Raw genomic sequence first — 24449 nt, 5'->3', positions numbered from 1 at the left:
GGTCACCGTGACGGACCTCGATCTGCTGGTACGAACGGGACTCTGGCCGGACGGCGACGGTGGCTCCGACGCCGTCGTACTCGTCGAGGACGCGGCGAACACCCGCGTCCCCCGGCCCGGCGCGGAACCGGTCGGTACGTTCGTCACGACGATGCTCGCGGCCGGGATGGTGCTGGTACTCGACATGACGCACCTGGACCTGCCAGTACTGGCGGGCTGGTCTGTGACGCTGACGGACACCGGCCTGGCCGTACGGTGGCCGGCGGGCACCGAGCTCGTCGACGCCCCGGTACGCCTCGGTGACCGGTGGCGGCGCGTCGCGCTGGGCGCCGGGCACGTCACCCTGCTCGCGGGTACCGCGCTGGGGCTGGCCGACGCGGACCGTTTCCCGCGCCCCGTCGCCGCGTACCGGAACGGCACGCTCGCCGGCGGCATCGCGCCCCTGACCGGCGACGCGTGAGCCCGGTCAGTCCCGCGACAGCAGCCAGCCGATGCGCAACTCCTCGGCACCCGGCCGGTACGTCCGGACGAGTTCGGCACGGTGACGCTCGGGCGCTGCGGCGACGGGCTGCGGCAACTACTTCGTGGACAGTCACGGAACCGGACCCGCCGGTTCTGCCCCAACGCCTGCGCGAGCCGTACGACCGTCGCGGCGTACCGGGCGCGGGCGGCGAAACGCTCCTGACCGCAACACATTGTGCGCTACTGGGTATCCTCGCGCCGGGTGTCCGGTTGCCGCCGGCGCACCGGACGCGAGTCGTACGAGGAGATCGATGGACACGGGGTGTCGCCGATGGGGAGCCGTCGGGCTGGCGTTGGGTGCGGCGCTGCTGCTGGGCGCCTGCTCGGACGGGCACGGCCGGGCGGAGTCCGCGCCGTCGCACCCGGCGAGCGCGTCGACCCGCCCGTCCGCGTCGCCGTCCGCGGCCTGCCCCTCGTCCGACGACATACTCCGGGCAACCGGTGACACGGCCGGCAACGACAAGTACCAGGTGACGAAGCGCGGGGTGCTCGCGTGCGAGCGGGGCTACGCCGCGGCCGAGGTGCTCTACCCGGGCGCCGGGACGAACGTGGTGGTGCTGCACCTGGCCGGCGGCACCTGGAGGACGCTGATCATGGGGTCGGACGTGTGCTCGGGCGACGGTGACGACGGCCGCACCCGGCCGCACTGGATGGTCGGCGTCCCGGACAGTGTCGTGTCGGCGGCGCACTGCCAGCCGGACTTCTACCGGGACTGACCATCGACGGCACCGTACTGGCGATCGACGTCGGCAGCTCCACCACCGTCGCCGTACTGCGCGGCGCCGACGGCCGCTGCCGCCCACTGCTGTTCGACGGTTCGCCGCTGCTGCCCTCCGCCGTGTACGCGCCGGCGCACGGTCCGCTGGTCGTCGGCCGGGACGCCGCCCTGCTCGCCCGCGACGACCCGGCCCGGTTCGAACCCTGCCCGAAGCGCCGCGTCGACGACGGCACCGTGCTGCTGGGCGAGCGCGAGGTCCCGGTCACCGACCTCCTCACCGCCATCCTGGTACGGGTCGGCGACGAGGCGCGGCGGGTCGCCGGCACCCTGCCGCCGGCGGTACTGACCTGTCCGGCGGCGTGGGGTCGCCGGCGCCGCGACCTGCTGACCGCGGCGGCGGTCGCGGCCGGTCTGACGGTCACGGCGATGCTGACCGAACCCACCGCCGCCGCCGCGTACTTCACCACGGTGCTGGGCCACGACCTGCGTACCGGGCAGGCGCTGGCGGTGTTCGACGTGGGCGGCGGGACGGTCGACGTCACCGTGGTCCGGCGAGTACCGGACGGGATGCGGGTCGTGGCGACCGGTGGGCTGGACGACCTCGGCGGCATCGACCTCGACGCGCTCGTCGTCGAGCACGTCGGCGCCGGCCGGCCCGACGTGGCGTCCGCCGGGCCGGACGACCTGCGGCGACGCGACCAGTTCTGGCAGGACGCGCGGCACGCCCGGGAGATGCTGTCTCGCTCGGCGAGCGCGCCGCTGCACGTACCCGGGGCGCCCGGGGCGACGCACGTGACGCGCACCGAGTTCGAACGCTGGGCGGCCCCGGTCCTGCGCCGCGCGGTCGAGGAGGCGTCCCGTACTCTCGCCCGCGCGGGGCTGGCCCCGGGTGAGCTCGCCGGCGTGTTCCTCGTCGGCGGCGCCAGCCGTACGCCGCTGGTCGGCCGGCTGCTGCACCAGACCATCGGCATCGCCCCGACCGTACTGGAGCAGCCGGAGACCGCCGTCGCCGAAGGTGCCGCCCGCTCCGGGCCGCAGGTCGCACCGGAGGTGGCCGGATTGCCCGCGGTGCCACCGGTTCCGCCGTCCGTACCGGAGCCGGAAGCCCCGCAGCGCCGCCGGTACGGTCCGGTCGTCGCCGGCGCGCTGCTCGCCCTGCTCGCCGCCGTACTCCTGGTCGCGTTCCGGCCGTGGCAACACGATGCCCGCCCGCCGGTGTCCGAGGGCGGGCCGACACCGTCCGCCTCCCCCGCGTGCCCGTCGGTACAGGAGGCCCGGGACGCGTTGAAGCGCAGCGGGAACCTGGCGAAGGGCGTCACCCCGGCGATCGCCGACGACCCGAAGTGCCGCGGCGGGTACGCGCTCGTCGTGTTCGCCACGCAGTCCGACGGCGGCGTCGACCCGGGCGGCAACGCGATCCTGCACCGTACCGGGGGGCGCTGGGTGTTCGTGGTGTCGAGTACCGACCTGTGCGGTGGCGGCGGGCCCGACATGCAGGGCCGGCCCGACTGGGCGGACGGTCTGCCCGACGACGTCCTGACCCTCGCCGGCTGCGACCCGGCCGACTACACCGACTGACCGGATTCCCTTGTACGGCAAGGGTCCGGGCCCGTCCCGACGGGACCGGAGCGGCGAAATGCGGTGTCGGCGGACCGGGTGCGTCGGCTATAGAGGGGCCATGACCGCCTGGACCTTCGCCCCCGAAGCCGTCGACACGCCCGACGCGACCAGCCTCCGCCGCGACTTCTACGACGACGTCGCCAGCCGGTACTGGCGGCGCCCGGCGACCGCCGCCGAGGTCGACGAGGGTCTCGCCGGCGACGGCGTCGAGCGGCTCGTCCCGCCCACCGGCCAGTTCGTCGTCGGCCGGTACGGCACGGAGCCGGCCGCCTGCGGCGGTGTCCTGCTGCTCGACGCCGAGCGCGCCGAGCTGACGCGCGTCTACCTGCGCCCGGCGTACCGGGGGAAGAAGGGTGCGGGGCTGTTGATGGAGACGCTGGAGCGGGAGGCGCGCGAGCTGGGCGCGAGCCGGATTGTGCTCAACACGCGGCTCGACCTGGTCGAGGCCCGCGCCCTGTACGTCCGGCACGGTTACACCGAGATCCCCGCGTACTGCACCGGCCCGTACATGGAGATCTGGTACGGCAAGCCGCTGCGCTGAGCCGATCCGGCTCAACCGCGCCAGGTGGCGGCGAACGCGCGGGCCGGGTTGGCGGTGAGGACGGCGTGCGACGTCCGGTCCGAGCTCGCGTCAGACCCGGCTCCGCCCGTACTCGGCGAGCGCGTGGAACGCGGCCTTCGGCTCCCACGGCAGCCCCGGGTACGTGGTGCCGGTACGGCCCTCGGGAAGTACCGTGACGATCCCGAACGACGCCTTGTCGAAGTCGCGGTCGTCCGCGTCCGGGTCGTGCCGCAGGTCGTACCGGGCGAAGGTGTAGGCGAACGCGGCATCGAGCCCCGCCTCGTCGAACACGCCGTACAGCTCGCGCAGGTAGTCGGCCTGCTCCCGCTCGTCGCGTACGACCGGCTCGGTGAACCCGGCGGGGCGGGCGGTGCGCTCGTCCCAGTCGATGACCGCGTCGCCGCGGCTGGCGACCGCGCCGGCCCCGCGGAACGTCCCGCACCCGAACTCGGTGACCGCGGCCGGCTTCCCGTGCCCGGTCAGCGCGCGCAGCCCGGCACCGAGCTGCGCCGCGTTCGTCGCGTCGCGGTAGCCGGCGTCCGTGGCGACCACGTCGAACAGGCTCCAGTCCACCCCCTCGAACGGCAGCGACGCGTACCCGACCGGGCCGCCGAACCGCGCGCGGACCGCTGCCGTCGCCGTACCGAGGAAGGCGTTGACGCGGGCGGGCAGGGCGGGCAGTTCGACGCGCGCGCGGGGCGGGTCGGCGAGCACGGTGGCCCGCTCGGCGAAGCTGTCGCCGGGCAGGAACCCCGCGGTCATCAACGAGATCTCCGACCCGGTGAGGAACACGACCGACGCCCCGGTACGCCGCAGCGCCTCGGCGCGCGTCGCGCTGTCGGTGAGGAAGTCGAGCAGCTCGTCCTGCGTGAGGTCGTTGGTGAACGGGCAGTACCAGACCTCCAGGCCGGCCTCGGCGGCGAGCCGGGCGGCCGTGGCGAGCCGGTCCCGGTCGCCGCCGGTGACGCGGACGGCGTCGCAGCCGAGTTCGGTGCGGATGATCTCCATCTCCCGGCGCACGGTCGCCGGGTCGAACGGTTCGCGGGTGGTGGTGCCCGCGCTGACGAAGCCGGTGTCGTAGTTGATGCCGAAGGCACGCACGACGATCCCTCCCAGTCCATCCTTAGGGTACTAGCGGTACCCTAACGCGTCGGATCGGCGGACGACACAAGGGGCGGCAGCGTACGTCGAGTACCCTGTGGGCGAGCGGGAGGAGTCGGCGGTGGCGAAACGGGAGGCCGCGGCACGGCGGCGCGGAGCCGTACTGGAGGAGGCGATCCTCGACGCGGCGGCCGCGATCCTGCGCGAGTCGGGCGTGGCGGGCCTGACCATGGACGCGGTCGCCCGCCGCGCCGGCACGAACAAGAACACCCTCTACCGCCGCTGGCCGCACCGGGTGCCGCTCGGCGTCGCCGCGTACCGCCGGCTCGCCGCGGCCGAGACGACCGTGCCGGACACCGGTTCGCTGCGGGAGGACGCGCTGGCGCTGCTGCGCCGCGCCAACAGCACCTGGTCCTCGCCGTACGGGGAGATCCTGCGCGACCTCGTCGCCGCGGCCGGCAGCGCGCAGCAGTTCGTCGCCGAGCTGGGCACGCCGGACGCCGGCGGCGACGCGTACCAGGCGGCGTGGTTGACCGTGCTCGGCCGGGCGGTGGCGCGCGGCGAGGCCGCACCCGAGGCGCTGCACCCGCGCGTCGCGCAGGCCCCCGTTGCCTTGCTGCGCAACGAATACGCGGCGACCGGGACGCCGGCCGTGCCCGACGCGACCCTCGTCGACATCGTCGACGAGATCTTCCTGCCGCTCGTCCACGGCCGGGATCCGCACCACCGGCCGTGACCGCGGCGTCCCGACCCGATCGTGTGTACCGGGGCCGCGCGGCAGCGTTGCGGGTCACGGCGCGCGGCCGCCGACCGTACCCTGTCCGGGTGTCGAGCACCTCCACGATCAAGACGGCCGCGCAGATCATCGAGCGGATGACCCCCGGCATGCCCGCCCTGTACGACCGCATGACCGAGCGCCGCCTCGCCGAGATCCCCATGTACGCCTCCGGCGCGGCCGGCACCCCCGCCGACGTGTGGCGGTCGGTGCAGGCCAACGTCGAGGAGGTCTTCGCCCGGCTGACGGGGCAGCGCGACGACCTGGCCGCGGCGGCGGCGAGCGGCCGTACCCGCGCGCAGCAGGGCGTCCCGCTCGCCGACCTGCTGACCTCGTTCCGGATGGGGTACGACGAGGTGTGGGAGGAGATGATCGCGGTGTCGCGGGTCGCGCCGGCGATCCCACCCGAGCAGGTGGTGGACCTGTCCCACGTGATGTTCCGGCTGCACAACCGGGTCGGCGACACGATCATCCACGCGTACCGGGAGGAGGCGCAGCACATGCTGCTCACCCGGGAACGCGAACGCGCCGCGCTGATCAACGTCCTGCTGTCGGACACGACCAGCGTGGCCACCGTGGTCGAGATCGCGGGCATGCTGCGGCTGCCGATGGACGGCACGTTCGTGGTGGTGGCCGCCGCGACGCAGCTCGGTCAGGATCCGCTGCCGCGCGTCGACTCGTACCTGTCGGCGGTCGACGTACCGTCGGTGTGGCACCTGCGGCAGGACGCGATGGTCGGCCTGCTGTCGCTCGGGCAGGCCGCGCGCGGAGCCACCGCACTCGACGTGCTCGCCCGGCACGCCACCGGCCCCGTCGGCGTCAGCCCCACCTTCGACGTACTCCGCCGCGCGCCCTGGGCGCTGGGCCTCGCCGAGCTCGTACTCCAGCGGCACGCCGGGACCGACCTGGTCGAACAGTTCCAGGACACCCCGATGAACGTCCTGGTCGCCTCCGCGCCGGGCGCCGCCCGCGACGCCGCCCGCACCGTACTCGGTGAGCTGCTCGACCTGCCCGCCGACCGCCGCGACCTGCTCCTCGACACGCTGACGGCGTGGGTCGAGGCCGGCGGTTCGGCGGAGGCGACCGGGGAGAAGCTGCGCTGCCACCAGAACACCGTCCGGCACCGGCTGCGGCGGATCGAGGTCATCACCGGACGCAGCCTCACCCACCCCGGCGAGTGCGCCGAGATCGTGGCCGCCTGCCACGCCTGGGCCCAGCTCCCGCCCGCGACCCGGGACTGACCGCCCGGCGCCTCAGGACACCAGCCCCGCCCGGAACGCGGTCGCCACCGCGTGCGCGCGGTCCCGGACCCCGAGCTTGCCGTACAGCCGGCGGGCGTGCGTCTTGACCGTGTCCTCCGTGATGTACAGCTCCCGGCCGATCTCCGCGTTGGTCAGGCCGTGGCTCATGAACCGCAGCACCTGCATCTCCCGGCCGGTCAGTACCCGGGTGAGGCTGGTGGCGTGCGGGGCGCGGAGGCCGTGCGCGAGCGCCGCGGCCAGCTCCGCACCGTGCAGGCCGGTGCAGATCACCGCACGCGCGCCCGCCGCCAACGCACCGGCCGCCACGTACGGGCTGTCCGCGCCGACCACCACCACCGTCGTACGGGGGCTGCGGTCCAGGACCTGCCGCACGAACAGCGCACAGCTCGGCCGTACCGTCGCGCAGTCGACGAGTACCAGATCGGCCGGGCACTCCCCCAGCCCCGCCAACGCCTCGCCACCCGACGCCGCCGTGTACACCGTGCCCGGCCAGTGCGCCCGCGCCAACACCCCCCGTACCTCCGGGGCGTCCCGCGCGCACACCACCATCGACCGCGCCCCGTACCGGCGGGGGCCCGGCCGCGCCGGCACCGGCAGCGCCCCCACCGGCCGGTACGCCCGCTCCGGCAGCGTGCCGACCGGGGCCGCACCGTAGCCGCCCGTCCCGCCATGCGGAACCCCGACCCCGCCGCCAGCCGTCACGGATACCTCCCCGGGCTCCACGCGTGACCTGTCGTACAGACTGACGACTGCGCGCGCCCGCGGTCGTTGGCAGCCACGACACCGTTTCCACCGCGTCGTTGTACCCCACGACAGCCGCCGTACCCGGGGCGTGGCGCTCGGAACGCGCGGCATCCCGGTGTGTACCCACCGCGCCGGCCGCATCGGACGCGTCAGGGCCGCCGGCGGCTCGGTGGGCCGGGAGCGGTCCGCCGACGGGCCCGACACCGGCTCGTCCGGGTGGTCGACGGACTGCGGGCCGAGCTGCGGGCCCACCAGCACCTGCGGTCGCCCGCCCGGGAGCGGCGCAGCTTCAGCCGTACGCCGGGGTCATGGCGGCGGCGATGCGCAGGTGCGTACCGGCCTCGTCGTGCCGACCCGCCCGGCGCAGCGTCTTGCCCAGCATCAGCCGGGCGTACGAGTCGTCGGGCGCGTCCGCGACCAGCCGCTCCAGTACGTCCAGGGCGCGGGACAGTTGGGCGGAGTGGTAGTAGCCGCGGGCGGCGAGGCGCCGCACGTTCGGGTCGTCCGGGTACTCGGCGAGCAGCGGCCGCAGCAGCGTCAGCGCGCCGAGCGGGTCACGCTGGTCGAGCAGCGACTCGGCCCACCGCAGCCGGCGTACCTCGGGGGGCATGTCGCGGCCCGGCCCGGCGGCGCCGACGAACGCGGCGATCGCCTCCGGCGACTGGGCACCGGCGAGCGCCCGGTCCCCGACCACGTACGTCGGCGAGGTGACGATGCCGCGGGCCTTGCCGACCAGCAGCAGCTCGCGTACCTCCCGGTCGCCCGCGTCGCCGGCGAGCAGCGTCGCGCCCGCGGCGAAGCCGGCCCGGGCGGCGAGGTCGCCGAGCGTCCGCCGGTCGCCGATGTTGGCACCCTCCACGAAGTGCGCCCGCAGTACGCGCTCGGCCACGTCGTCCTGCAGCGCGGCACCGCCGTGCTCGTACGCGAGGTGCAGCAGGCGGTGGGCGTGGTGACTGTTGGCGCGCCAGACCGCACCCCACGGCGGTCCGAGACCCTCGGCGGCGGCGATGTCGGCGACGCGGGCCCGGTTCTGCGCGGGGGTGAGGCCGGGCGCGCAGCCGCGCAGCGCCTCGTCCGCCGCCGGGTCCCGCAGCGCCTCGTCGAGCAGCACGGAGGACTCCGGCGCGGTCGGGTCGATCCGGTACGGCCGCCACACGACCTCCGCGTCGACGCCGGCCAGCGCGTGCTCCAGCCGCCGCTTCCCCACGTACGCCCACGGGCAGACCACGTCCGCCCAGATCTCGATCCGCATGCCCACCACACTAACCGACAACTGTCGATTAGCAAAGCGACAAGTGTCGGTTAGGCTGGCGGTGTGAACCCCGACGACCCGCGGGCACAGCGCAGCCGCGCCCGCCTGCGCGCCACGATCCTCGACCTCGTCGCCGCCAAGGACCCCGCCGCGATCACCATGTCCGAGGTCGCGCACCGCTCCGGCGTCAACCGGGCCACCGTCTACCAGCACTTCCCCGACGTGGACGCGCTCGTCGCCGACGCCATGGAGGACGCGGTCACCCGTACCGCCCGGGCCGCCGCGCTCTGCCCGCGCGACGCGCCGCGCGACGAAATACCGCAGCCGCTGCGCGAGCTGTTCGACGGGATCGCCGACAACGCCCCGCTGTACCGCCGCATTCTCGGTACGCAGGGCAGCGCCGCCTTCGCCACACGCCTCCGCGAACGGCTCACCGCCGAACTGGCCGCCTCGTTCGCCGGCGGGCGCCGGCCGAGCGGGCTGGACGACGTGCCCGCCGAGATCCACGCCGCGTACCTGGCCGGCGCGCTGATCGCCGTCGTCACCACCTGGATCACCGCCGACGACCCCGCGCCGGCGACCGACACCGCCCTCGCCTTCTGGCGCCTGTTCCGTACCTGACCGCTGCGTACGGGCCCGACACCGTACGGTCGCGGCCGGCGTGAGGCTGCCCACCCCGGGTCGGGCGGTATCGCAACGGATGGCGGACAACGCCCGGGTCCGGCGCCCGTACCGGACGCGTCGGCTCGGCGGGCGAGATCCACAACGACTATGATCGATGCATCAGCTCGTTGAGCTCCCGCCGCGAGTTGTCCGCGTGTTGTAGCACCCGGTCCCGGGATCTGCTCCGCGCTTGACCGGCCGAGTCCCTCGGGTTCCGGTTGTCGGTGGGACATCCGCACAGATAGCGATCTTCTTGTCCTCTTCGTTCACGGACTTCGGCCTGCCCGCTCGGCTGACCGACGTCCTCACCTCCCGTACCATCCAGACCCCGACGCCCATCCAGCGGGCGACTATCCCCGACGCGCTCACCGGGCGCGACGTGCTCGGCCGGGCCCGTACCGGCTCGGGCAAGACGCTGGCGTTCCTGTTGCCGCTGGTGGCCCGGCTGGCCGGCGGACCGCGACCCAAGCCCGGCGCCCCGCGTGCCCTGATCCTGGCGCCCACCCGTGAACTCGTCGGCCAGATCGACGAGGCGTTGCAGCCGCTGGCCGCCGCCGCGCGGCTGACCTCGCGCACCGTGTTCGGCGGGGTCGGGCAGGGCCCGCAGGTATCCGCGATCCGGCGCGGCGTCGACATCGTCGTGGCCTGCCCCGGCCGGCTCGACGACCTGATGCGCCAGGGCCACTGCTCGCTGTCCGCGGTGCAGATCACCGTGCTCGACGAGGCCGACCACATGGCCGCCCTCGGCTTCCTCCCGGTGGTACGACGGCTGCTCAGCCGTACGCCGGCCGGCGGGCAGCGGTTGCTGTTCTCGGCGACGCTGGACCGGGACGTCGACACGCTGGTCCGGGCGTACCTGTCGGATCCGGCGCGGCACGAGGCCGACTCGGCGCAGTCGCCGGTCGGCACCATGACCCACCACGTGCTGCACATCGACCGCGAACACCGCCTGCCGGTACTGGTCGACCTGACCAGCGCGCCGGGTCGGACCGTCGTGTTCACCCGTACCAAGCACGGCGCGAAGGCGCTGGTCCGCCAGTTGCAGCGGAACGGCGTGCCGGCCGCCGAACTGCACGGCAACCTCAGCCAGAACGCCCGGACCCGCAACCTCGACGACTTCCGTACCGGGCGGGTCGCGGCGCTGGTGGCCACCGACATCGCCGCCCGCGGCATCCACGTCGACGACGTCACCCTGGTGATCCACGCCGACCCGCCGGCCGACCACAAGGCGTACCTGCACCGCTCCGGGCGTACCGCGCGGGCCGGCGGCTCGGGCACCGTCGTCACGCTGGCGAGTACCGACCAGACGCGCGAGGTCCGCCAGTTGCTGCGTGCCGCCAACATCACCGCACCCGCCACCCGCGTCACGTCCGTCGACCATCCGGTACTCGCCACGATCGCGCCCGGCGACCGCGTCCTCGCCGACCCGGACACGCTTCGGCCCACCACCCGCCCCGGTACGCCGGCCAGCTCCGGCCCCCGCGCCTCCGGTGGCGGCCGGTCCGAGTCCGGGCGACCGCGGCGACGGTCCGGACGGAGTAGGGGCGCGGCGCCGCGGCAACGTACCGCCGCGGGCACCGAACAGTCCGGTGGCCGCACGCCGACCGAACGGTCCGGATCCCGTACCGGGCACAGCGCCGCGGCGTTCAGCGCCCGCCGCCGCTGACCCCCGCTCGCTGACTCGACGCCCCGGCCGTGACGCGCTTCCCGCGCGCCGCGACCGGGGCGTTCGTGTCTCGCGGGCCGACCCGACCTGCCGGTCAGGCCCGGTCGCACCGTCAACCGGTCGGCGTCGCGCGGGCCGGGAAGCACCGAGGAGGAGCGGCCGGCGTTGTGTCTCCTGGAGGACCGGGGCGGGATGGCCGGCGCCGTGCAGCCCGGGAATGCCAAGGAGCGGACTGCGTTGTGCGGCCCGGGAGAGCCCACGACGGAGCGGTCGGCGTCGTTCGCGGCGGTGCGGAAAGGCTGGCAGAGCGGCGATCCGGCGTTGTTCGGATCGCGTAAGCCGACGGGGCGGCGGCTATTCGAGGAAGCCTTGACGCTCGCGTCCGGTGTCGAAGAAGTGGTCGAGATACTCCTCCGGTGCGAGGTCGGAGTCGCGGATCAGCGAGAAGACTTCCGCGCCGTCCTCGAACTCCTCGCGAATCAAGAACGCCTGGTACATCCCGAGCGCCGCACCCCCCACGACGTCTCGCGCGTACTCCGCCGACTCCTCTTTCGCCAGGCGCACGGCGGCCTCGAAGGAGTCCGCCCGGAAGATCGTGACCCGCTCCTCGTACCGCGGCGCGTGGTGCTCGCCGTCCGGCCACGGGACCACCGACCGGACCGCGTACCACATGCTCGACCGCTTTCTCCGGAATGCAGCAGGACGGCCGTGAGTGGACCGGCGGCGACGATCCTGGCCACCCGTACGCGCGCGGATGCGGCGGCGGATCGTCCGCGTCTCGTACGATGCGGCGGCCGAGCATCCTCGTACCGGAGTGGACGACCGTGACGTACCCACCGCAGCAGCCGGACCCGCAACTGCCGCCGCCCGACCCGGCGCGCCCGCCCGTGCCGTACGACCCGCAGGCGCCGCAGGCGTTTTCGCCGCCGCAGCCGCTGCCGGCACCGCCGCCGTACCAGCCGCCGCCGTCGTGGCAGGGCCACCAGGCGCCGCAGTCGTCCCCGCCCGCGCCACCGTCCGCGCCCGCGCAGCCGTCCGCGCCCGCACAGTCGTGGCAGCAGCCGCCGCAACCAGCTCAGGGATACCCGCCGGTGTCAGGCGCCCCGCCGTACGCGCCGCAGCCCCAGAACCCGCCGTACGCGCCTCCGCAGAACCCGGCGGCGGGCGGTGAGCTGCCGGCGGATCTGGCGCCGCACCTGGCGTACAGCGGGCTGGTCGGGTTCGAGCGGGAGTTCGGCACGCCCAGCCCGGCGGCCGGGATCGGCGTCGGCATCGGCGGCCTCGTCATCACCGGCGGCATCGAGGCCGCCCTGATCTACTTCACCGACCGGTACGTCGTCGGCGGCTGCCTGTGCTTCCTCGCGATCGGCGCCGTCGCGTTCGCGATCAGTACGATCGCGAAGGCGGGCACCAAGGTGTACCTGTTCTCGAACGGGCTGGTCGCGTCGAAGGGCTCGCAGCACCGGCCGGTGCGGTGGGACCAGGTGGCGCGGCTGCGCGTCACCGGCAAGGACGGCAACGGCGACCACTTCCTGGTCACCCGGGACGGCAGCGAGATCAAGCTGACCGACGCCGTGTACGACGAGAAGATCCTGTACGCGCGGCTGCGCGAGGTCGCCGCGCGGTACGGCTGGCAGGTGACCGGCTGAGCCTCGTACCGTGTGGCCGGCGGCCGGCGGGACACGTCGACCGCCCGGGTGCGGCCGGCGGGCGACGCGGGCTGCACACCGCCATCTGCCGGTCGCTGAGGCCGCACCGGTACCGGTCAGTGGCGGGTGACTCCGCGGCGCACGGCGTAGAGGGCGGCGCCGGCGGCGAGGACCGCGGCGCCGGCGAGTACCGAGGGCAGGGGCAGGGCGAAGGCGAGGACGAGGCAGCCGGCGAGGCCGAGCGCGGGGACGAGCCGGACGGGGCGGCCCTCCTCCGGGGCGAGGGTCCAGGCGGAGGCGTTGGCGGTGGCGTAGTAGGCGAGGACGCCGAAGGACGAGAAGCCGATCGCGCCGCGCACGTCCACGGTCGCGGCGACGACCGCGACCACGGCGCCGACGAGGAGTTCGGCCCGGTGCGGCACCTGGTACTTCGGGTGTACGGCGGCCAGCGCGTGCGGCAGGTGCCGGTCACGGGCCATGGCCAGCGTCGTACGGGAGACGCCGAGGATCAGGGCGAGCAGCGAACCGAGCGCCGCGACGGCCGCACCGACACGGACGACGGGGCTGAGCCAACCGGCGCCGGCGGCACGTACCGCGTCGGACAGGGGCGCGGTGGCGGACGCGAGCCCGGCCGGGCCGAGGACGGTCAGGACGGAGACGGCGACCAGCGCGTAGACGACGAGGGTGCTGCCGAGCGCGATCGGGACGGCCCGCGGGATGGTACGGGCCGGGTCGCGGACCTCCTCGCCGAGCGTCGCGATGCGCGCGTACCCGGCGAAGGCGAAGAACAGCAGGCCCGCCGCCTGCAGGATCCCGCCGTACGTGGCGTCGGCGCCGACATCGAGCCGCGCCGAGTCCGCGGTGGACGAGGTGAGGGTCGCGACCACGACGGCGGCGAGTACGGCGAGGACGACGGCGACGACGATCCGGGTCACCAGCACCGATTTCTGGAGCCCGGTGTAGTTGACCGCGGTGAGCGCGACGACGGCGGCGACGGCGACCGCGTGCGCCTGCCCGGGCCACACGTACGAGCCGACGGTGAGCGCCATCGCCGCGCACGACGCGGTCTTGCCGACCACGAAACCCCACCCGGCCAGGTACCCCCAGAAGTCGCCGAGGCGTTCGCGGCCGTAGACGTACGTGCCGCCGGAGGCGGGGTAGCGCGCGGCGAGCCGGGCCGAGGACGTGGCGTTGCAGTAGGCGACGACGGCGGCGACGGCGAGTCCGACGAGCAGCCCGGATCCGGCCGCGCGCGCCGCGGGACCGAGCGCGGCGAAGATGCCCGCGCCGATCAGCGATCCCAGGCCGATCACCACCGCGTCGGGTACGCCGAGGCGCCGGCGCAACTCGTCCGGCAGGGTACGACCCGGCGTGGTCAACGGTGGGCCACCGGTCGGCGCTGCCGTCGGGTACGGGCGGGTCCGAGCGGCACGACGTCGGCGGCATCCGGTGCGGCGAGGGGGATCTGGCGGTCCGGCCGCGCCACATCGACGGGGCGCACCGGTTCGCGGTGGTACGTCGGCGCCGCGTCCAGCACGACACCCGCCGCACCCTCGTCAGTCCCGAGCCCGCACTCCCGACCCATCACCAGCTCCTCCGTACCGCGCACGGAACCGCCACAACCGTTGCCACCACTGCCATCCCGGTACTCCCTGCCGTGGCGAGGCCGGCACCACCGGTCGGCCTGCCCGCCGATCGTAATGCCAGCGCCGCCGCGATCCCGAACGTTCGCCGCCGCGGCGCCCGGACAGCGACACCTGCGCAAGCACGGTCAGGTGCCCGCGGTACGCGACATCGCCGGGGCGGAGACACCAGCCAACACCGCGAACGCGCCCGGCACGACGGCGTTACACGATTGCCCGTCCGTTGTGCGTGATCCCGGCCACTGACAAGGTACGCCCGCTTTGACAACGTTGTCGCCCATCGGTCGGTCCGCACAGGAGGAGCTGGATTGATGCATTCGGACCCTGTCCGTTCCCCGCGTCCCACCCGCCGTCAACTGCTGATCGGTGCCGCCGGAGCCGCCGCGCTCGGTGCCACCGCGTTCGCCCGTCCGGCCGGCGCCGCGCCGGACCACAGCGGCATCGCCTGGCCGGACGGGCAGGCGCTCCCCCACTTCGCCGAGCCCCAGACGCTCGACCTGGTCGACCTCACCGGTGCCAGCGCCGCCGACCAGTTGCTGGTCGCCAGCCTGCAGGGGTTGGTCAACCGCACCCGGCCGCGGATCGCGACGCTGCGGCCCGCCGACGAGGGCGGCCTGACCTGGCTCCGTACGGCCGGGTTGACGTGGCGGACGGTCGCCGACGGGTGGGCGCTGCTGGACAAGTACCGGTCGGTGGTGCGCGGGGTGGTGGTCACGGACCCGGACCTGCCCGCGACCCGCAACCTCGCCACCACGATCGCCGGGCTCGACGACGCCATCATCGCCGCGCCCGAGCAGCTGGACCGGTTGTCCGGGCTGCCGGTCGTGGCCGACCTGCGCGGCCGGTTCAGCGACGACATCGCCGCGTACACCTGGGCGGTGGACACGCTGTGGCCGCGCTGCGAGCACCGGCTCCTGGTCGGCCTGGACCCCGAGGGCACGCTCGGCAACCTGCGGGAGTACGCGGTCGCGACGAAGGCGCTGACGCTGTGGATCCACCCGGACGTACCGGAGTCTCGGGCGGTCGGCGAGCGGGTGATGGCCGGCATGGCGCCGGGGTCGTCGTTCCTCGGCTGGTGGCCGGCCGGGGTCGGCGGGGAGAGCGACGGAACCGAGCTGACCTCCCGGCACGGGTTGATCGTGCTCGCCGCCGACCACTCGCAGAACCTGACCGTGTTCGGCGGCGTACCGGCGCCGGTGTCGGGGGCGCAGCGCGCGCTGCCGGTCCCCGCGCTCGCCAACCGCGTGTACGTCACGTTCTCGATGACCGAGGGCGACAACCTCCAGTACAACCAGCACCGGATGCGGGTGTTGTGGGACGACCCGGGCCGCGGCGCGGTGCCGCTCAACTGGTCCACCAACCCGCTGCTGGTCGACGCCGCGCCGATCTTCCTCAGCCACTTCCAGCGCACCGCGAGCCGCAACGACTACCTGATGGCCGGCCCGTCCGGCGCCGGGTACGCCTACCCGTCGCCGTGGCCGGACGACACGCTCGCCAGCTTCACCGGCATGACCGCGCGGTACATGCGGCGCACCGGCATGGACTCGGCGGTCATCCTCAACCGCGTCGGCGGCTCGGACGTACCGATGTCGGACGCGGAGGCCGCCCGCTACATCACCGACGTGCGCCCGCTGGGCCTGTTCAAGGACTGGACCGACACCACGAAGCTCTCGGTACTGCACGGCGACACGCCGCAGGCGGTGAGCTACCTGACCAGTAGCGTCGACGAGGCGACGGCGGCGATCGCCACGTCCGCGGCGGGCTGGTCGGGTGACGCGCCGCTCTTCCTGTCGATCGGGATCCTGTCCTGGAACCTCACCCCGACCGACGTCGCCACGATCGCCGGTACCCTCGGCGACCCGTACACCGTGGTCCGCGGCGACCAGTTCTTCCGGCTCGCCCGCCAGGCGCTCCACCTGCCGAACCGCTGACGGTGACCGGTGCCGGGGCGGACCCCCTGCCCGCCCCGGCACCCGGCCGCGGTCAGCCGGCCGCGAGCAGACCGAGCGTGTCGACGACGCGGTGCGAGAAACCCCACTCGTTGTCGTACCAGGCGGAGACCTTGACGTGCCGGCCGTCCGCGCGGGCCAGGGCCGAGTCGAAGATCGCCGACGCCGGGTTGCCGGTGATGTCCGACGACACCAACGGATCCTCGGAGTACTCCAGGATGCCGGCGAGCGGACCGTCCGCGGCCGTCCGGTACGCGGCGAGGACCTCGTCACGGGTGACGTCCCGGGCGACGGTCGTGTTGAGTTCCACGATGGAACCGACTGGCACCGGTACCCGGATCGAGTCGCCGGACAGCTTGCCGGCCAGGCCCGGCAGGACGAGCCCGATCGCCTTCGCGGCACCGGTCGTGGTCGGCACGATGTTGACCGCGGCGGCGCGGGCGCGCCGGGGGTCGCGGTGCGGCCCGTCCTGCAGGTTCTGCTCCTGCGTGTACGCGTGCACCGTCGTCATGAAGCCGTGCTCGATGCCGGCGAGCCCGTCGAGTACGGAGGCCAGCGGGGCGAGCGCGTTGGTCGTGCAGGACGCGGTGGACACGATCGTGTGCCGGGCCGCGTCGTACGCGCCGGTGTTGACGCCGTACGCGACGGTCACGTCGGCGCCGGCCGACGGTGCGCTGACGAGTACCTTGCGCGCACCGGCGGCGAGGTGGGCGCCCGCAGCGGTCGCGGCGGTGAACCGGCCGGTCGACTCCACGACGATCTCGACGCCGAGCTCGGTCCACGGCAGCTGCGCGGGATCGCGCTCGGCGAGGACCGTGATGCGGCGCCCGTCGACGATCAGCGTGTCACCGTCGACGGTGACGGGACGACCGAGCCGGCCGGCGGTCGTGTCGTACGCGAGGAGGCGGGCGAGGGCGGACGGCTCGGCGAGGTCGTTGACGGCGACGACGTCCAGGTCGCTGCCGCGCTCCAGCAGGGCGCGCAGGACGTTGCGTCCGATCCGGCCGAATCCGTTGACGGCGATGCGGGTCATGAGCGGTATCCCTTCGTCGGACACCAGCCTGCCGCCCGCCACGGTCACCGCGACCCCGGCCGCAGCGCCATGGTTCGCAAGGATCCCGCCACCTCACTCCCCCCGCGCGAACGTCCGCCGGTACTCGCTCGGCGTCGTACCGAGGATCTGCCGGAAGTGCATGCGCAGGTTCGTCCCGGTGCCGAGCCCGACGTCCACGGCGATCTGCTCGACGCTCAGCTCGGACCGCTCCAGCAGCTCGCGGGCGGCGTCCACGCGGGCCCGCAGTACCCACTGCATCGGCGTGTACCCGGTGTCGTCGACGAACCGGCGGGAGAACGTCCGTGGTGACACCCGGGCGTGCCGCGCCAGCACCTCCAGGGTGAGCGGTTCGCCGAGCCGGCGCAGCGCCCACTCCCGGGTCGCCGCGAACCGCCGGCCGAGCGGTTCGGGAACGCTGCGCGGCACGTACTGCGCCTGGCCGCCGCTCCGGTACGGTGCCGCGACCAGTCGCCGCGCCGCGTGGTTCGACGCCGCCACCCCCAGCTCGCCGCGCAGGATGTGCAGGCACAGGTCGATGCCGGACGCCGCACCCGCCGACGTCAGTACGCTGCCCTCGTCGACGAACAGCACGTTCTCGTCCACCCGTACCGCGGGGTGCCGGGCGGCGAGCTGCCGGGTGTAGTGCCAGTGCGTGGTCGCGCGCCGGCCGTCCAGCAGCCCGGTCGCCGCCAGTGCGAACGCACCCGTGGAGATCGCCGCGAGCCGCGCGCCCCGCTCGTGCGCCGCCACGAGCGCGGCCACCACCGGCGCCGGCGGGTCGTCCCGGTCCGGGAAGCGGTAGCCCGGGATGAACACGATGTCCGCCCACACCAGCGCATCCAGCCCGTCCGCCACGTGGTACGACAGGCCGTCGCCGCCCGTCACCAGGCCGGGCGCCGCGCCGCACACCCGCACCTCGTACGGCATGCTCGCGCGGGTCGTGAAGACCTGTGCGGGAATGCCGACGTCCAGCGGTTTCGCCCCTTCGAGGACGAGCACGGCGACACGGTGCAGGCGACGGGCGACCACGCCGACCAGCGTACGTGGGCGCCCGGCCGGGTCACTCCCAGTGGCGGCGACTGCGGTCGAGGACCACACCGATCGCGGCCGCGCGGCTCGGCAGCCGCTTGCCCACCTCGTCCATCGACCCGTACGCACGGGTGAGCGCCAGCGCCATCCAGACCGGACCGGTCGGTACGACCCGGCCGATGGGCATGCCGCCCGCGTAGAGAATGTCGTCCTCGTCGATGGTCACGCCCGCGGGCAGCTCCGTCGCCATGCGCGTCTCCTCCGGGTCGGGTGTCCGCCGAACGGATCGGGCTTCCACCAACGGTTTCGGCGGCCGGTGGGCAAGCGTACGACGGCGCCGCAAGCGGTCAGAAGTGCGTGGCGACACCGAACACCCGGCGGAGCTGGGCCATGTCGTGGCGGTTCCGGTCGGTGCCGACGGCGCGCGCCCGCGACCGCGGTAGCGGGAGCCGGCGCCGGTACTGGGTGCCGTCCGGGACGGCACGACGCCGGGCCGGTGCGGCGAGCGGAGACCGGTGCGCCGGCGCGGTACGGGCGGTCTGCGATGATGCGGTCATGCCGGGCGCGGAGTCACCAACGTCGGGAACGTCCACCACGACGAGCGCGCCCCGCGCGGACGGCCACCAGCTCCGCGACCTCGTCCAGTGGGTCATCACCTGCTTCGCGCTGCTGACCATCCTGTTCGGCTGGGGTTCCGTACGCGACGTGTACCGCGCCCTCAACCGCAGCGGCGACACGGAGAAGACCGCGGCGGCGACGGCGCGCCGCGAGTACGCGGGGAAGCTCGTTTCCTTGTGCGACAACGCCCGGAGCGGCCTGGCCGGTACCGGAGCGGACGCCGTCACCCGCATGCGGTCGGCCGAGAACGCCCGATGGCGGATCGCCGCCGACTGGACCGATCCGCACGGCCTGGACGACGTCGGCGACGCGTGGAGCCGGGATGTCGACACGCTGCGGGACGACTACGACACCCAGACCGACTACCTCGACGCCGCCCTCGTCAGCTACCAGGCCCGTGACTGGCCGACGTACGCGCTGGCGTACGGCGAGTACCAGGATGTCGGGCACCGGGTCGACGAGAGCGCCGACCGGCTCCTCGGCAGCCGGTACCTTTCCTGCTTCCGCTGGCAACCGCTGCCCGAGCGCCCCGGCCGCTGACCCGCGTCGACACTCCGGCCGGTGCCGCCACGCTGGCGCGACCCTTCCAGCCGTACGGGAGCGCTCGTCCATCGGTGCGCCCCGGTCGGGCCGGCAGGTCGGTCTGTCGGTGCTGGCTCGACATCGACACCCAACCGCGCATTCCGTTGGGACACAAGACTTTACCACCATCGGGCCAGTGTCTGGCGTCTGTCCACTGTGGAGGTTCGCAAGCAGTGCCGGGCGTTGCGTGGCGCCACTACCATGCTGCTGGCGATCACTCGGGACGATGTGGAGTTCGACGATGCGTACCAGAGCGGTCCTGGTCGGTGTGGCGTTGACGGCGACGCTCGCGGTCACCGGGTGCCAACCGTCCAGTTCGGACGGTCGCGGGTCCGAGCGGCCCACCGGCCACGGCCCGAGCCCGAGCGCCACGACGAGCACTCCCCCGCCCGGCCGACCCCGGATCGCCGCCGACCAGCTCGACACCGCCCTGCTGTCGCTGCCCGACCTCCCCACCGGGTACGTCCCGGACCACGGTGCGGCACCGCGCGTCCCGGGCGACTGCTACCGGTCGATGGAGGCGTTGTTCCGCGGCGCCCGGCACCGCTCGTTCACGAACGACACGACCGACACCCGGGTCACCACGTCCGTACAGGTCGCGGCGGCCGGCGGTGGGCACGCCGTCCTGACCGGGGTGACGGACACGGCACGCCACTGCCGGCACGTCACCGCCGACCTCGGCAACGGCCGTACGGTGGGCGTCACGCTGACGGTGGCGACACCTCCGGCCGACCTGACCGCCGACGAGAGTGTCGCCGTCGCCGCAACGACAACGCTTGGCGCACGGTCGATCGCGCTCCACGCGGTAGTCTTCCGGTACGGCGACAACGTCGGCGCCGTCGGCCTCGCCGCCCCGGGCGACCGACACGTCGACGACGACCTGGAACAGCTCGCGCGCACCGCGTACGGCACGCTGCGCCGCGCCGCACGCTGACCGCCGTCGCGCACACCTGCCCCGCCACGAGCCGGGACGACGCCGGAACGGTTCATTGCGGCGTGTTTCCCGTCGCCGCGCGTACGCTGGCCAACGCACCCGCTGCCGGTGTTCGTACCGGAAGCTCGCGGCGGCGGGTACCCGGGTGGAGGGCGAACGACGATGGACACCAGGAGCGACCGGGAGATTCTCGCGGCCATCGACGGCGGGCTGACCGACTGGCGGGACCTGGCGGATCGTCTCGCGGCGCGGTTCCGGGCGGCCGACGCGGGCGCGGCGGCCACCTTCGCCGCCGGCATCACGCAGGCGGCCACCGCCGCGGGCCACGACATCCCGGAGATCCGCCTGTCACGGAACACCGTCGACATCCACCTGTACAGCGTCGATCCGGACGGCTACCGCTGGATCACCGCGGCAGATCTCGCGCTCGCGTCGACCATCTCCGAGCGCGCCCGGGACGCCGGAATCACCCCCGTACCCGCGGACGTGACGCAGGTCGAGCTCGGCCTCGACACCCCGGACCACGCGACGACCGGCCCGTTCTGGGCGGCGTTGCTCACCGGCGACGCCGGCAACACGGCCCACAACTCCGTGCTCGACCCGACCAACCGCGGCCCCAACATCTGGTTCCAGACAACCGAACCGCATCCCGTACCACGCCAGCGCTGGCACCTCGACGTCTGGCTCGCACCCGAAACCGCCCCCGTACGCATCGCCGCCGCACTCGCCGCCGGCGGCACCGTGGTCGACGACACGCACGCCCCCGCGTGCACCGTACTGGCCGACCCCGAAGGCAACCGCGCCTGCATCTGCACCGCGGTAGGCCGATGACACGCGTCGGGGCCGGTGCGGGACACGACACACGGCTCGTTCGATAATTCTCGAACTTCTGGGTTATGGTGGGTGCGACGCAGCGAACCTACGGCGGGGGCGGACATGATCGACGGCGGACGGACCGGAATCTGGCTGAACCCCGGCCACGTACCCGATCCGGCCGCGGTGCCGGACGCCGCGGCCGAACTCGAAGCCCTCGGCTACGGCACGCTCTGGATCGGCGGTTCCCCGAGCCACGACCTCGCCCTGCCGGCCGCCGCGCTCGACGCGACACGCAGGCTGACCGTCGCCACCGGCGTCGCGACGATCTGGGACGGTCCCGCCGACGCGCTCGCCACCCGGTACCACGAGCTGAACACCCGCCACCCCGACCGTTTCGTACTCGGGCTGGGCGCGAGCCACAGCGCGCTTGCGCCGGCGTACGCGAAACCGTTCAGTGCCATGGTGCGTTTCCTCGACGGGCTGGACGCCGCGGGCGTGCCGGCGGCGGCGCGGGTGCTGGCCGCGCTCGGGCCGAAGATGCTGGCGTTGTCGGCGACGCGGGCGGCCGGCTCGCATCCGTACCTGGTGACGCCGGAGCACACCCGGCAGGCCCGCGAGATCCTCGGCGACGGGCCGCTGCTGGCGCCCGAGCAGAAGGTCGTCCTGTCCACCGACCCGGACGACGCCCGCGCGACGGGCCGGCGGCGGCTCGCGGGATACCTGACGCTGCCGAACTACCTGAACAGCCTGCGCCGCCTCGGTTTCGGCGACGAGGACTTCGCCGACGGAGGCAGCGACCGGCTGGTCGACGCGCTCGTCGCGTGGGGCGACGCCGACGCGATCGCCGCCCGCGTCGCCGAACACCGCGCGGCCGGCGCCGACCACGTCGCCCTCCAGGTACTCACCGCCGACGGCCACCTCCCCCTCCGCGAGTGGCGTGCCCTCGCCCCCTCCGTACGCTGACGCCCGCCCGGCCCGGCCCGCCGCACGACGATCGCGACGTGGGCAGGTGGCCTCCGCCGGCCGAGGCGCGCGAAGCCCTCGAACGTGCGCCTCGAACGTGCGCGAGTGCCGTCCGCCGGCGTGACCACGCGGTTCCGACTGGGCACCAGCGCCACGGCACGCGGTCGCCTCCGACCGCCCGCGGCGCGGCACGGACGCGGGACGCTTCGCGCGGCGCCGAAACGTTCCGCCTCCAGCTGTGCGGGCATGACGCATGAGGCCGACCGCCCCGCAACGCGCACGTACTCGCGGGACGCTTCGCGCGGCGCCGAAACGTTCCGGCTCTAGCGTGCGGGCATGACGTATGAGGTGGATCGCCCCGCGGGGGGCACGGCAGCGGGTACCGAGTTCGCGCGCCTGCACGACCGGGGCGCTCCGCTGTTGCTGCCCAACGCCTGGGACCACGCCTCCGCGGCGATGCTGGTGGCGCAGGGATTCCGGGCGATCGGTACGACGAGCCTCGGGGTGGCCGCGGCCGCCGGGGTACCCGACGGTGCGGCAGCGGCAGTCGTGGAGACGGTGGCGCTGACCCGGCGGCTCGGCCGGGACGGCTTCCTGTTCAGCGTCGACGTCGAGGGCGGGTTCAGCGACGACCCGGCGGAGGTCGCCGAGCTGGCCGCGACGCTGCACGCCGCGGGCGCCGCGGGGATCAACCTGGAGGACGGGCGCCCGGACGGCACTCTCGCCCCCGTCGACCTGCACGCCGCGAAGATCGCCGCGGTCAGGGCCGCCGCACCCGCCCTGTTCGTCAACGCCCGCACCGACACGTACTGGCTCGGCTGCCGGGTGGCGGAGACCGGGGCGCGCCTCGCCGAGTACGAACGGGCCGGCGCGAACGGGGTGTTCGTGCCGGGGCTGTCGGAGCCGGGCACGATCGCCACGCTGGCCGGGAACGCCGGCGTCCCGCTGAACATCCTGTACGCGCCGGCCGGGCCCACCGTCGCCGAGCTGGCCGGGTGGGGAGTACGGCGGGTCAGCCTCGGCTCGCTGCTGTACCGCACCGCCCTGGCGGCCGCGGCGACCACCGCGGCCGCGATCCGCGACGGCCGCCCGACCGATCCGCCGACGCTGTCGTACGCGGGGGTGCAGGCGCTGTCGGCCACCTCGGTGCGGTCCGGCCGCGACGGGAGGCGCTAGCCTCTGCGGCATGTCCGACGGCGAACGGTTCGAGCGGGTCGCGCGGATCGGCGCGGGCGCCACCGGCACCGTCTGGCGGGCGTACGACCGGCGGTCGGGGCGGCCGTGCGCGGTGAAGCTGGTGCGCGGTCCGGACCCGCGGACGCTGGTACGGCTGGTGTTGGAGCAGGCCGTCCGGCTGGACCACCCGCACCTGCTGTGCCCGTACGCGTGGCAGGCCGACGACGACGGCACGCTGCTCGCGACCGACCTGATGGCCGGCGGCTCGCTCGACACCATGCTGCGCGACAACGGTCCGCTGCCCTGGCGGTACGCGGCGGAGATCCTCGCCCAGGTCGTGTCGGGGCTGGCCGCGGTGCACGCCGCCGGGCTGGTGCACCGCGACGTCAAGCCGGCCAACGTGCTGCTCGCCGCGACCGGCACCGGCCCGCCGTACGCGCGGCTCGGCGACTTCGGCATCGCGTACCCAGCAGGCGGGCCGCGGGTGACGGAGACCGGCTTCGTCGTCGGCACCCCCGGGTACGTGGCGCCCGAGGTGCTCGCCGGTGCACCGCCCGCCCCACCGCAGGACATGTACGCGGTCGGGCTGCTCGGCCGGCAGCTGCTGACCGGCGCGGAGCTGCCCGAGGACACGACCGACTGCCCCGACACCCCGCTCTCCGCGCTGCTCGACGCGCTCACCGCACCGGATCCCCTGGTACGCCCGGACGCGGCGCGGGCCGCCGCCGAACTCGCCGCGCTGTGCGCCGCCACGACGCTCGTCACCCCCGCGTACACCGCGGACGGCGACCCGGTCGAGGTCTTCGACCAGTCCGCCGCGCCTGCCCCGCCGACTGCCCGGATCGCTTGGCCCGCAACGGATCCGGGTGGTGCCGGTCCCCCGTCGGTACCGGCACCACCCAGGTACCGGCGGGTGGTGCTGCTGGTGGTGCTCGCCGCCGTCGCCGTCGCGGCGGGCGGGGTGGCGCTCACCGCCGCCGGCTGGTCCGGCGGATCGCCGGGGCCGTCCGGGTCGCCGGCGGCGCCGTCGGCGAGCGGCGTCCGGGCCGGCGTGCCGTGCGACTGGCAGGACGTCGGGATCGCCACGCCCGCCCCGGGCGGCGGCACCCTGCACTGCACGTACCGGGGCGGGCGGTACTCGTGGCGCTGAG

27 protein-coding genes are annotated in these 24449 nt (G+C 74.5%); 17 read left to right on the top strand and 10 right to left on the bottom strand.

The annotated features are described in order from the left end of the window. The 5 genes from Aru02nite_RS34650 to Aru02nite_RS34630 all read left to right on the top strand — a co-directional run. Window positions 1-460: hypothetical protein (locus tag Aru02nite_RS34650; RefSeq protein ID WP_203664668.1), on the top strand; the 460-nt coding region annotated here is incomplete at its 5' end. An 81-nt stretch (window positions 461-541) separates the two neighbouring features. Beyond that, entirely contained in the window at window positions 542-685 is a 144-nt protein-coding gene (locus Aru02nite_RS34645) for a CGNR zinc finger domain-containing protein (RefSeq protein ID WP_239077143.1), read from the top strand. Window positions 686-773: 88 nt separating this feature from the next. Further along, a complete protein-coding gene (locus tag Aru02nite_RS34640) occupies window positions 774-1238 on the top strand; it encodes a hypothetical protein (protein WP_203664667.1) in 465 nt (154 codons plus the stop codon). A gap of 122 nt (window positions 1239-1360) precedes the next feature. Next, the gene (locus tag Aru02nite_RS34635; RefSeq protein WP_203664666.1) at window positions 1361-2818 is read left to right on the top strand and encodes an Hsp70 family protein; all 1458 of its coding nucleotides are present in this window, start codon (window positions 1361-1363) and stop codon (window positions 2816-2818) included. A 100-nt stretch (window positions 2819-2918) separates the two neighbouring features. After that, window positions 2919-3401 carry a GNAT family N-acetyltransferase gene (locus Aru02nite_RS34630; RefSeq protein WP_203664664.1) on the top strand — a complete coding sequence of 161 codons (483 nt, stop codon included), beginning with the start codon at window positions 2919-2921 and terminating at the stop codon, window positions 3399-3401. A 90-nt stretch (window positions 3402-3491) separates the two neighbouring features. Here Aru02nite_RS34630 and Aru02nite_RS34625 read toward each other — a convergent pair whose 3' ends face one another. After that, window positions 3492-4523, bottom strand: coding sequence for a glycoside hydrolase family 113 protein (locus tag Aru02nite_RS34625; protein ID WP_203664662.1), 1032 nt, complete (start codon window positions 4521-4523; stop codon window positions 3492-3494). A gap of 121 nt (window positions 4524-4644) precedes the next feature. Here Aru02nite_RS34625 and Aru02nite_RS34620 point away from each other — a divergent pair, with 121 nt between their 5' ends. Together Aru02nite_RS34620 and Aru02nite_RS34615 are read left to right on the top strand one after the other, a co-directional pair. Next, complete coding sequence (locus Aru02nite_RS34620) at window positions 4645-5259, top strand: TetR/AcrR family transcriptional regulator (protein WP_203664661.1); 615 nt, start codon at window positions 4645-4647, stop codon at window positions 5257-5259. 89 nt (window positions 5260-5348) lie between these two features. Beyond that, window positions 5349-6539: a PucR family transcriptional regulator gene (locus tag Aru02nite_RS34615; RefSeq protein WP_203664659.1), complete on the top strand. Its 1191-nt coding sequence runs from the start codon at window positions 5349-5351 to the stop codon at window positions 6537-6539. A 12-nt stretch (window positions 6540-6551) separates the two neighbouring features. Here the strand turns inward: Aru02nite_RS34615 and Aru02nite_RS37055 are convergent, their stop codons facing one another. Then, a complete protein-coding gene (locus Aru02nite_RS37055) occupies window positions 6552-7109 on the bottom strand; it encodes a response regulator transcription factor (protein ID WP_425551575.1) in 558 nt (185 codons plus the stop codon). A gap of 484 nt (window positions 7110-7593) precedes the next feature. Further along, window positions 7594-8556 carry a DsbA family oxidoreductase gene (locus tag Aru02nite_RS34605; RefSeq protein ID WP_203664658.1) on the bottom strand — a complete coding sequence of 321 codons (963 nt, stop codon included), beginning with the start codon at window positions 8554-8556 and terminating at the stop codon, window positions 7594-7596. 63 nt (window positions 8557-8619) lie between these two features. Here Aru02nite_RS34605 and Aru02nite_RS34600 point away from each other — a divergent pair, with 63 nt between their 5' ends. Together Aru02nite_RS34600 and Aru02nite_RS34595 are read left to right on the top strand one after the other, a co-directional pair. Further along, window positions 8620-9177 carry a TetR/AcrR family transcriptional regulator gene (locus tag Aru02nite_RS34600; protein WP_203664656.1) on the top strand — a complete coding sequence of 186 codons (558 nt, stop codon included), beginning with the start codon at window positions 8620-8622 and terminating at the stop codon, window positions 9175-9177. 295 nt (window positions 9178-9472) lie between these two features. Continuing rightward, the gene (locus Aru02nite_RS34595) at window positions 9473-10885 is read left to right on the top strand and encodes a DEAD/DEAH box helicase (RefSeq protein WP_239077141.1); all 1413 of its coding nucleotides are present in this window, start codon (window positions 9473-9475) and stop codon (window positions 10883-10885) included. 354 nt (window positions 10886-11239) lie between these two features. Here Aru02nite_RS34595 and Aru02nite_RS34590 read toward each other — a convergent pair whose 3' ends face one another. Further along, the gene (locus tag Aru02nite_RS34590; protein WP_203664654.1) at window positions 11240-11557 is read right to left on the bottom strand and encodes a DUF4288 domain-containing protein; all 318 of its coding nucleotides are present in this window, start codon (window positions 11555-11557) and stop codon (window positions 11240-11242) included. Between the two features lie 113 nt (window positions 11558-11670). On the opposite strand from Aru02nite_RS34590, the gene Aru02nite_RS34585 reads away from it, so the two are divergent. Next, on the top strand, window positions 11671-12534 hold the full coding sequence (locus Aru02nite_RS34585; RefSeq protein ID WP_203664652.1) for a hypothetical protein: 864 nt from the start codon (window positions 11671-11673) through the stop codon (window positions 12532-12534). A 116-nt stretch (window positions 12535-12650) separates the two neighbouring features. Here Aru02nite_RS34585 and Aru02nite_RS34580 read toward each other — a convergent pair whose 3' ends face one another. Both Aru02nite_RS34580 and Aru02nite_RS34575 read right to left on the bottom strand, forming a co-directional pair. Further along, on the bottom strand, window positions 12651-13913 hold the full coding sequence (locus Aru02nite_RS34580) for an APC family permease (protein WP_239077140.1): 1263 nt from the start codon (window positions 13911-13913) through the stop codon (window positions 12651-12653). After that, complete coding sequence (locus tag Aru02nite_RS34575; protein ID WP_203664650.1) at window positions 13910-14143, bottom strand: hypothetical protein; 234 nt, start codon at window positions 14141-14143, stop codon at window positions 13910-13912. Before Aru02nite_RS34575 ends, Aru02nite_RS34580 begins: the two co-directional genes overlap by 4 nt. Window positions 14144-14488: 345 nt before the next feature. On the opposite strand from Aru02nite_RS34575, the gene Aru02nite_RS34570 reads away from it, so the two are divergent. After that, complete coding sequence (locus tag Aru02nite_RS34570) at window positions 14489-16108, top strand: GxGYxYP domain-containing protein (protein ID WP_203664648.1); 1620 nt, start codon at window positions 14489-14491, stop codon at window positions 16106-16108. A gap of 52 nt (window positions 16109-16160) precedes the next feature. On the opposite strand, the gene gap is transcribed toward Aru02nite_RS34570, so the two are convergent. The 4 genes from gap to Aru02nite_RS34550 form a co-directional block, all read right to left on the bottom strand. Next, complete coding sequence (gene gap, locus Aru02nite_RS34565; RefSeq protein ID WP_203664646.1) at window positions 16161-17159, bottom strand: type I glyceraldehyde-3-phosphate dehydrogenase; 999 nt, start codon at window positions 17157-17159, stop codon at window positions 16161-16163. 93 nt (window positions 17160-17252) lie between these two features. After that, window positions 17253-18209 carry a GlxA family transcriptional regulator gene (locus Aru02nite_RS34560; protein ID WP_203664643.1) on the bottom strand — a complete coding sequence of 319 codons (957 nt, stop codon included), beginning with the start codon at window positions 18207-18209 and terminating at the stop codon, window positions 17253-17255. Window positions 18210-18240: 31 nt separating this feature from the next. After that, window positions 18241-18459, bottom strand: a complete 219-nt coding sequence (locus tag Aru02nite_RS34555; RefSeq protein WP_203664641.1) for a hypothetical protein — start codon at window positions 18457-18459, stop codon at window positions 18241-18243. A 97-nt stretch (window positions 18460-18556) separates the two neighbouring features. Then, the gene (locus Aru02nite_RS34550; protein ID WP_203664639.1) at window positions 18557-18766 is read right to left on the bottom strand and encodes a hypothetical protein; all 210 of its coding nucleotides are present in this window, start codon (window positions 18764-18766) and stop codon (window positions 18557-18559) included. On the opposite strand from Aru02nite_RS34550, the gene Aru02nite_RS34545 reads away from it, so the two are divergent. The 6 genes from Aru02nite_RS34545 (at window position 18765) to Aru02nite_RS34520 (ending at window position 24448) form a co-directional block, all read left to right on the top strand. Continuing rightward, on the top strand, window positions 18765-19367 hold the full coding sequence (locus tag Aru02nite_RS34545) for a hypothetical protein (protein WP_203664638.1): 603 nt from the start codon (window positions 18765-18767) through the stop codon (window positions 19365-19367). The genes Aru02nite_RS34550 and Aru02nite_RS34545 overlap by 2 nt on opposite strands. 283 nt (window positions 19368-19650) lie before the next feature. After that, entirely contained in the window at window positions 19651-20343 is a 693-nt protein-coding gene (locus Aru02nite_RS34540; protein ID WP_203664637.1) for a hypothetical protein, read from the top strand. A 162-nt stretch (window positions 20344-20505) separates the two neighbouring features. Further along, window positions 20506-21174 carry a VOC family protein gene (locus tag Aru02nite_RS34535; protein ID WP_203664636.1) on the top strand — a complete coding sequence of 223 codons (669 nt, stop codon included), beginning with the start codon at window positions 20506-20508 and terminating at the stop codon, window positions 21172-21174. Between the two features lie 105 nt (window positions 21175-21279). After that, window positions 21280-22122 carry an LLM class F420-dependent oxidoreductase gene (locus tag Aru02nite_RS34530; RefSeq protein WP_203664635.1) on the top strand — a complete coding sequence of 281 codons (843 nt, stop codon included), beginning with the start codon at window positions 21280-21282 and terminating at the stop codon, window positions 22120-22122. 336 nt (window positions 22123-22458) lie between these two features. After that, window positions 22459-23298 (top strand): isocitrate lyase/PEP mutase family protein, encoded by an 840-nt coding sequence (locus tag Aru02nite_RS34525; RefSeq protein ID WP_203664634.1) that lies wholly within the window; start codon window positions 22459-22461, stop codon window positions 23296-23298. Between the two features lie 10 nt (window positions 23299-23308). Beyond that, on the top strand, window positions 23309-24448 hold the full coding sequence (locus Aru02nite_RS34520) for a serine/threonine-protein kinase (RefSeq protein ID WP_203664632.1): 1140 nt from the start codon (window positions 23309-23311) through the stop codon (window positions 24446-24448). Window position 24449 lies beyond the last annotated feature (1 nt).

It is taken from the genome of Actinocatenispora rupis, from assembly GCF_016861975.1.
In the GTDB taxonomy this organism is placed as follows: domain Bacteria; phylum Actinomycetota; class Actinomycetes; order Mycobacteriales; family Micromonosporaceae; genus Actinocatenispora; species Actinocatenispora rupis.
This window is presented reverse-complemented; position numbering and strand designations above follow the sequence as displayed.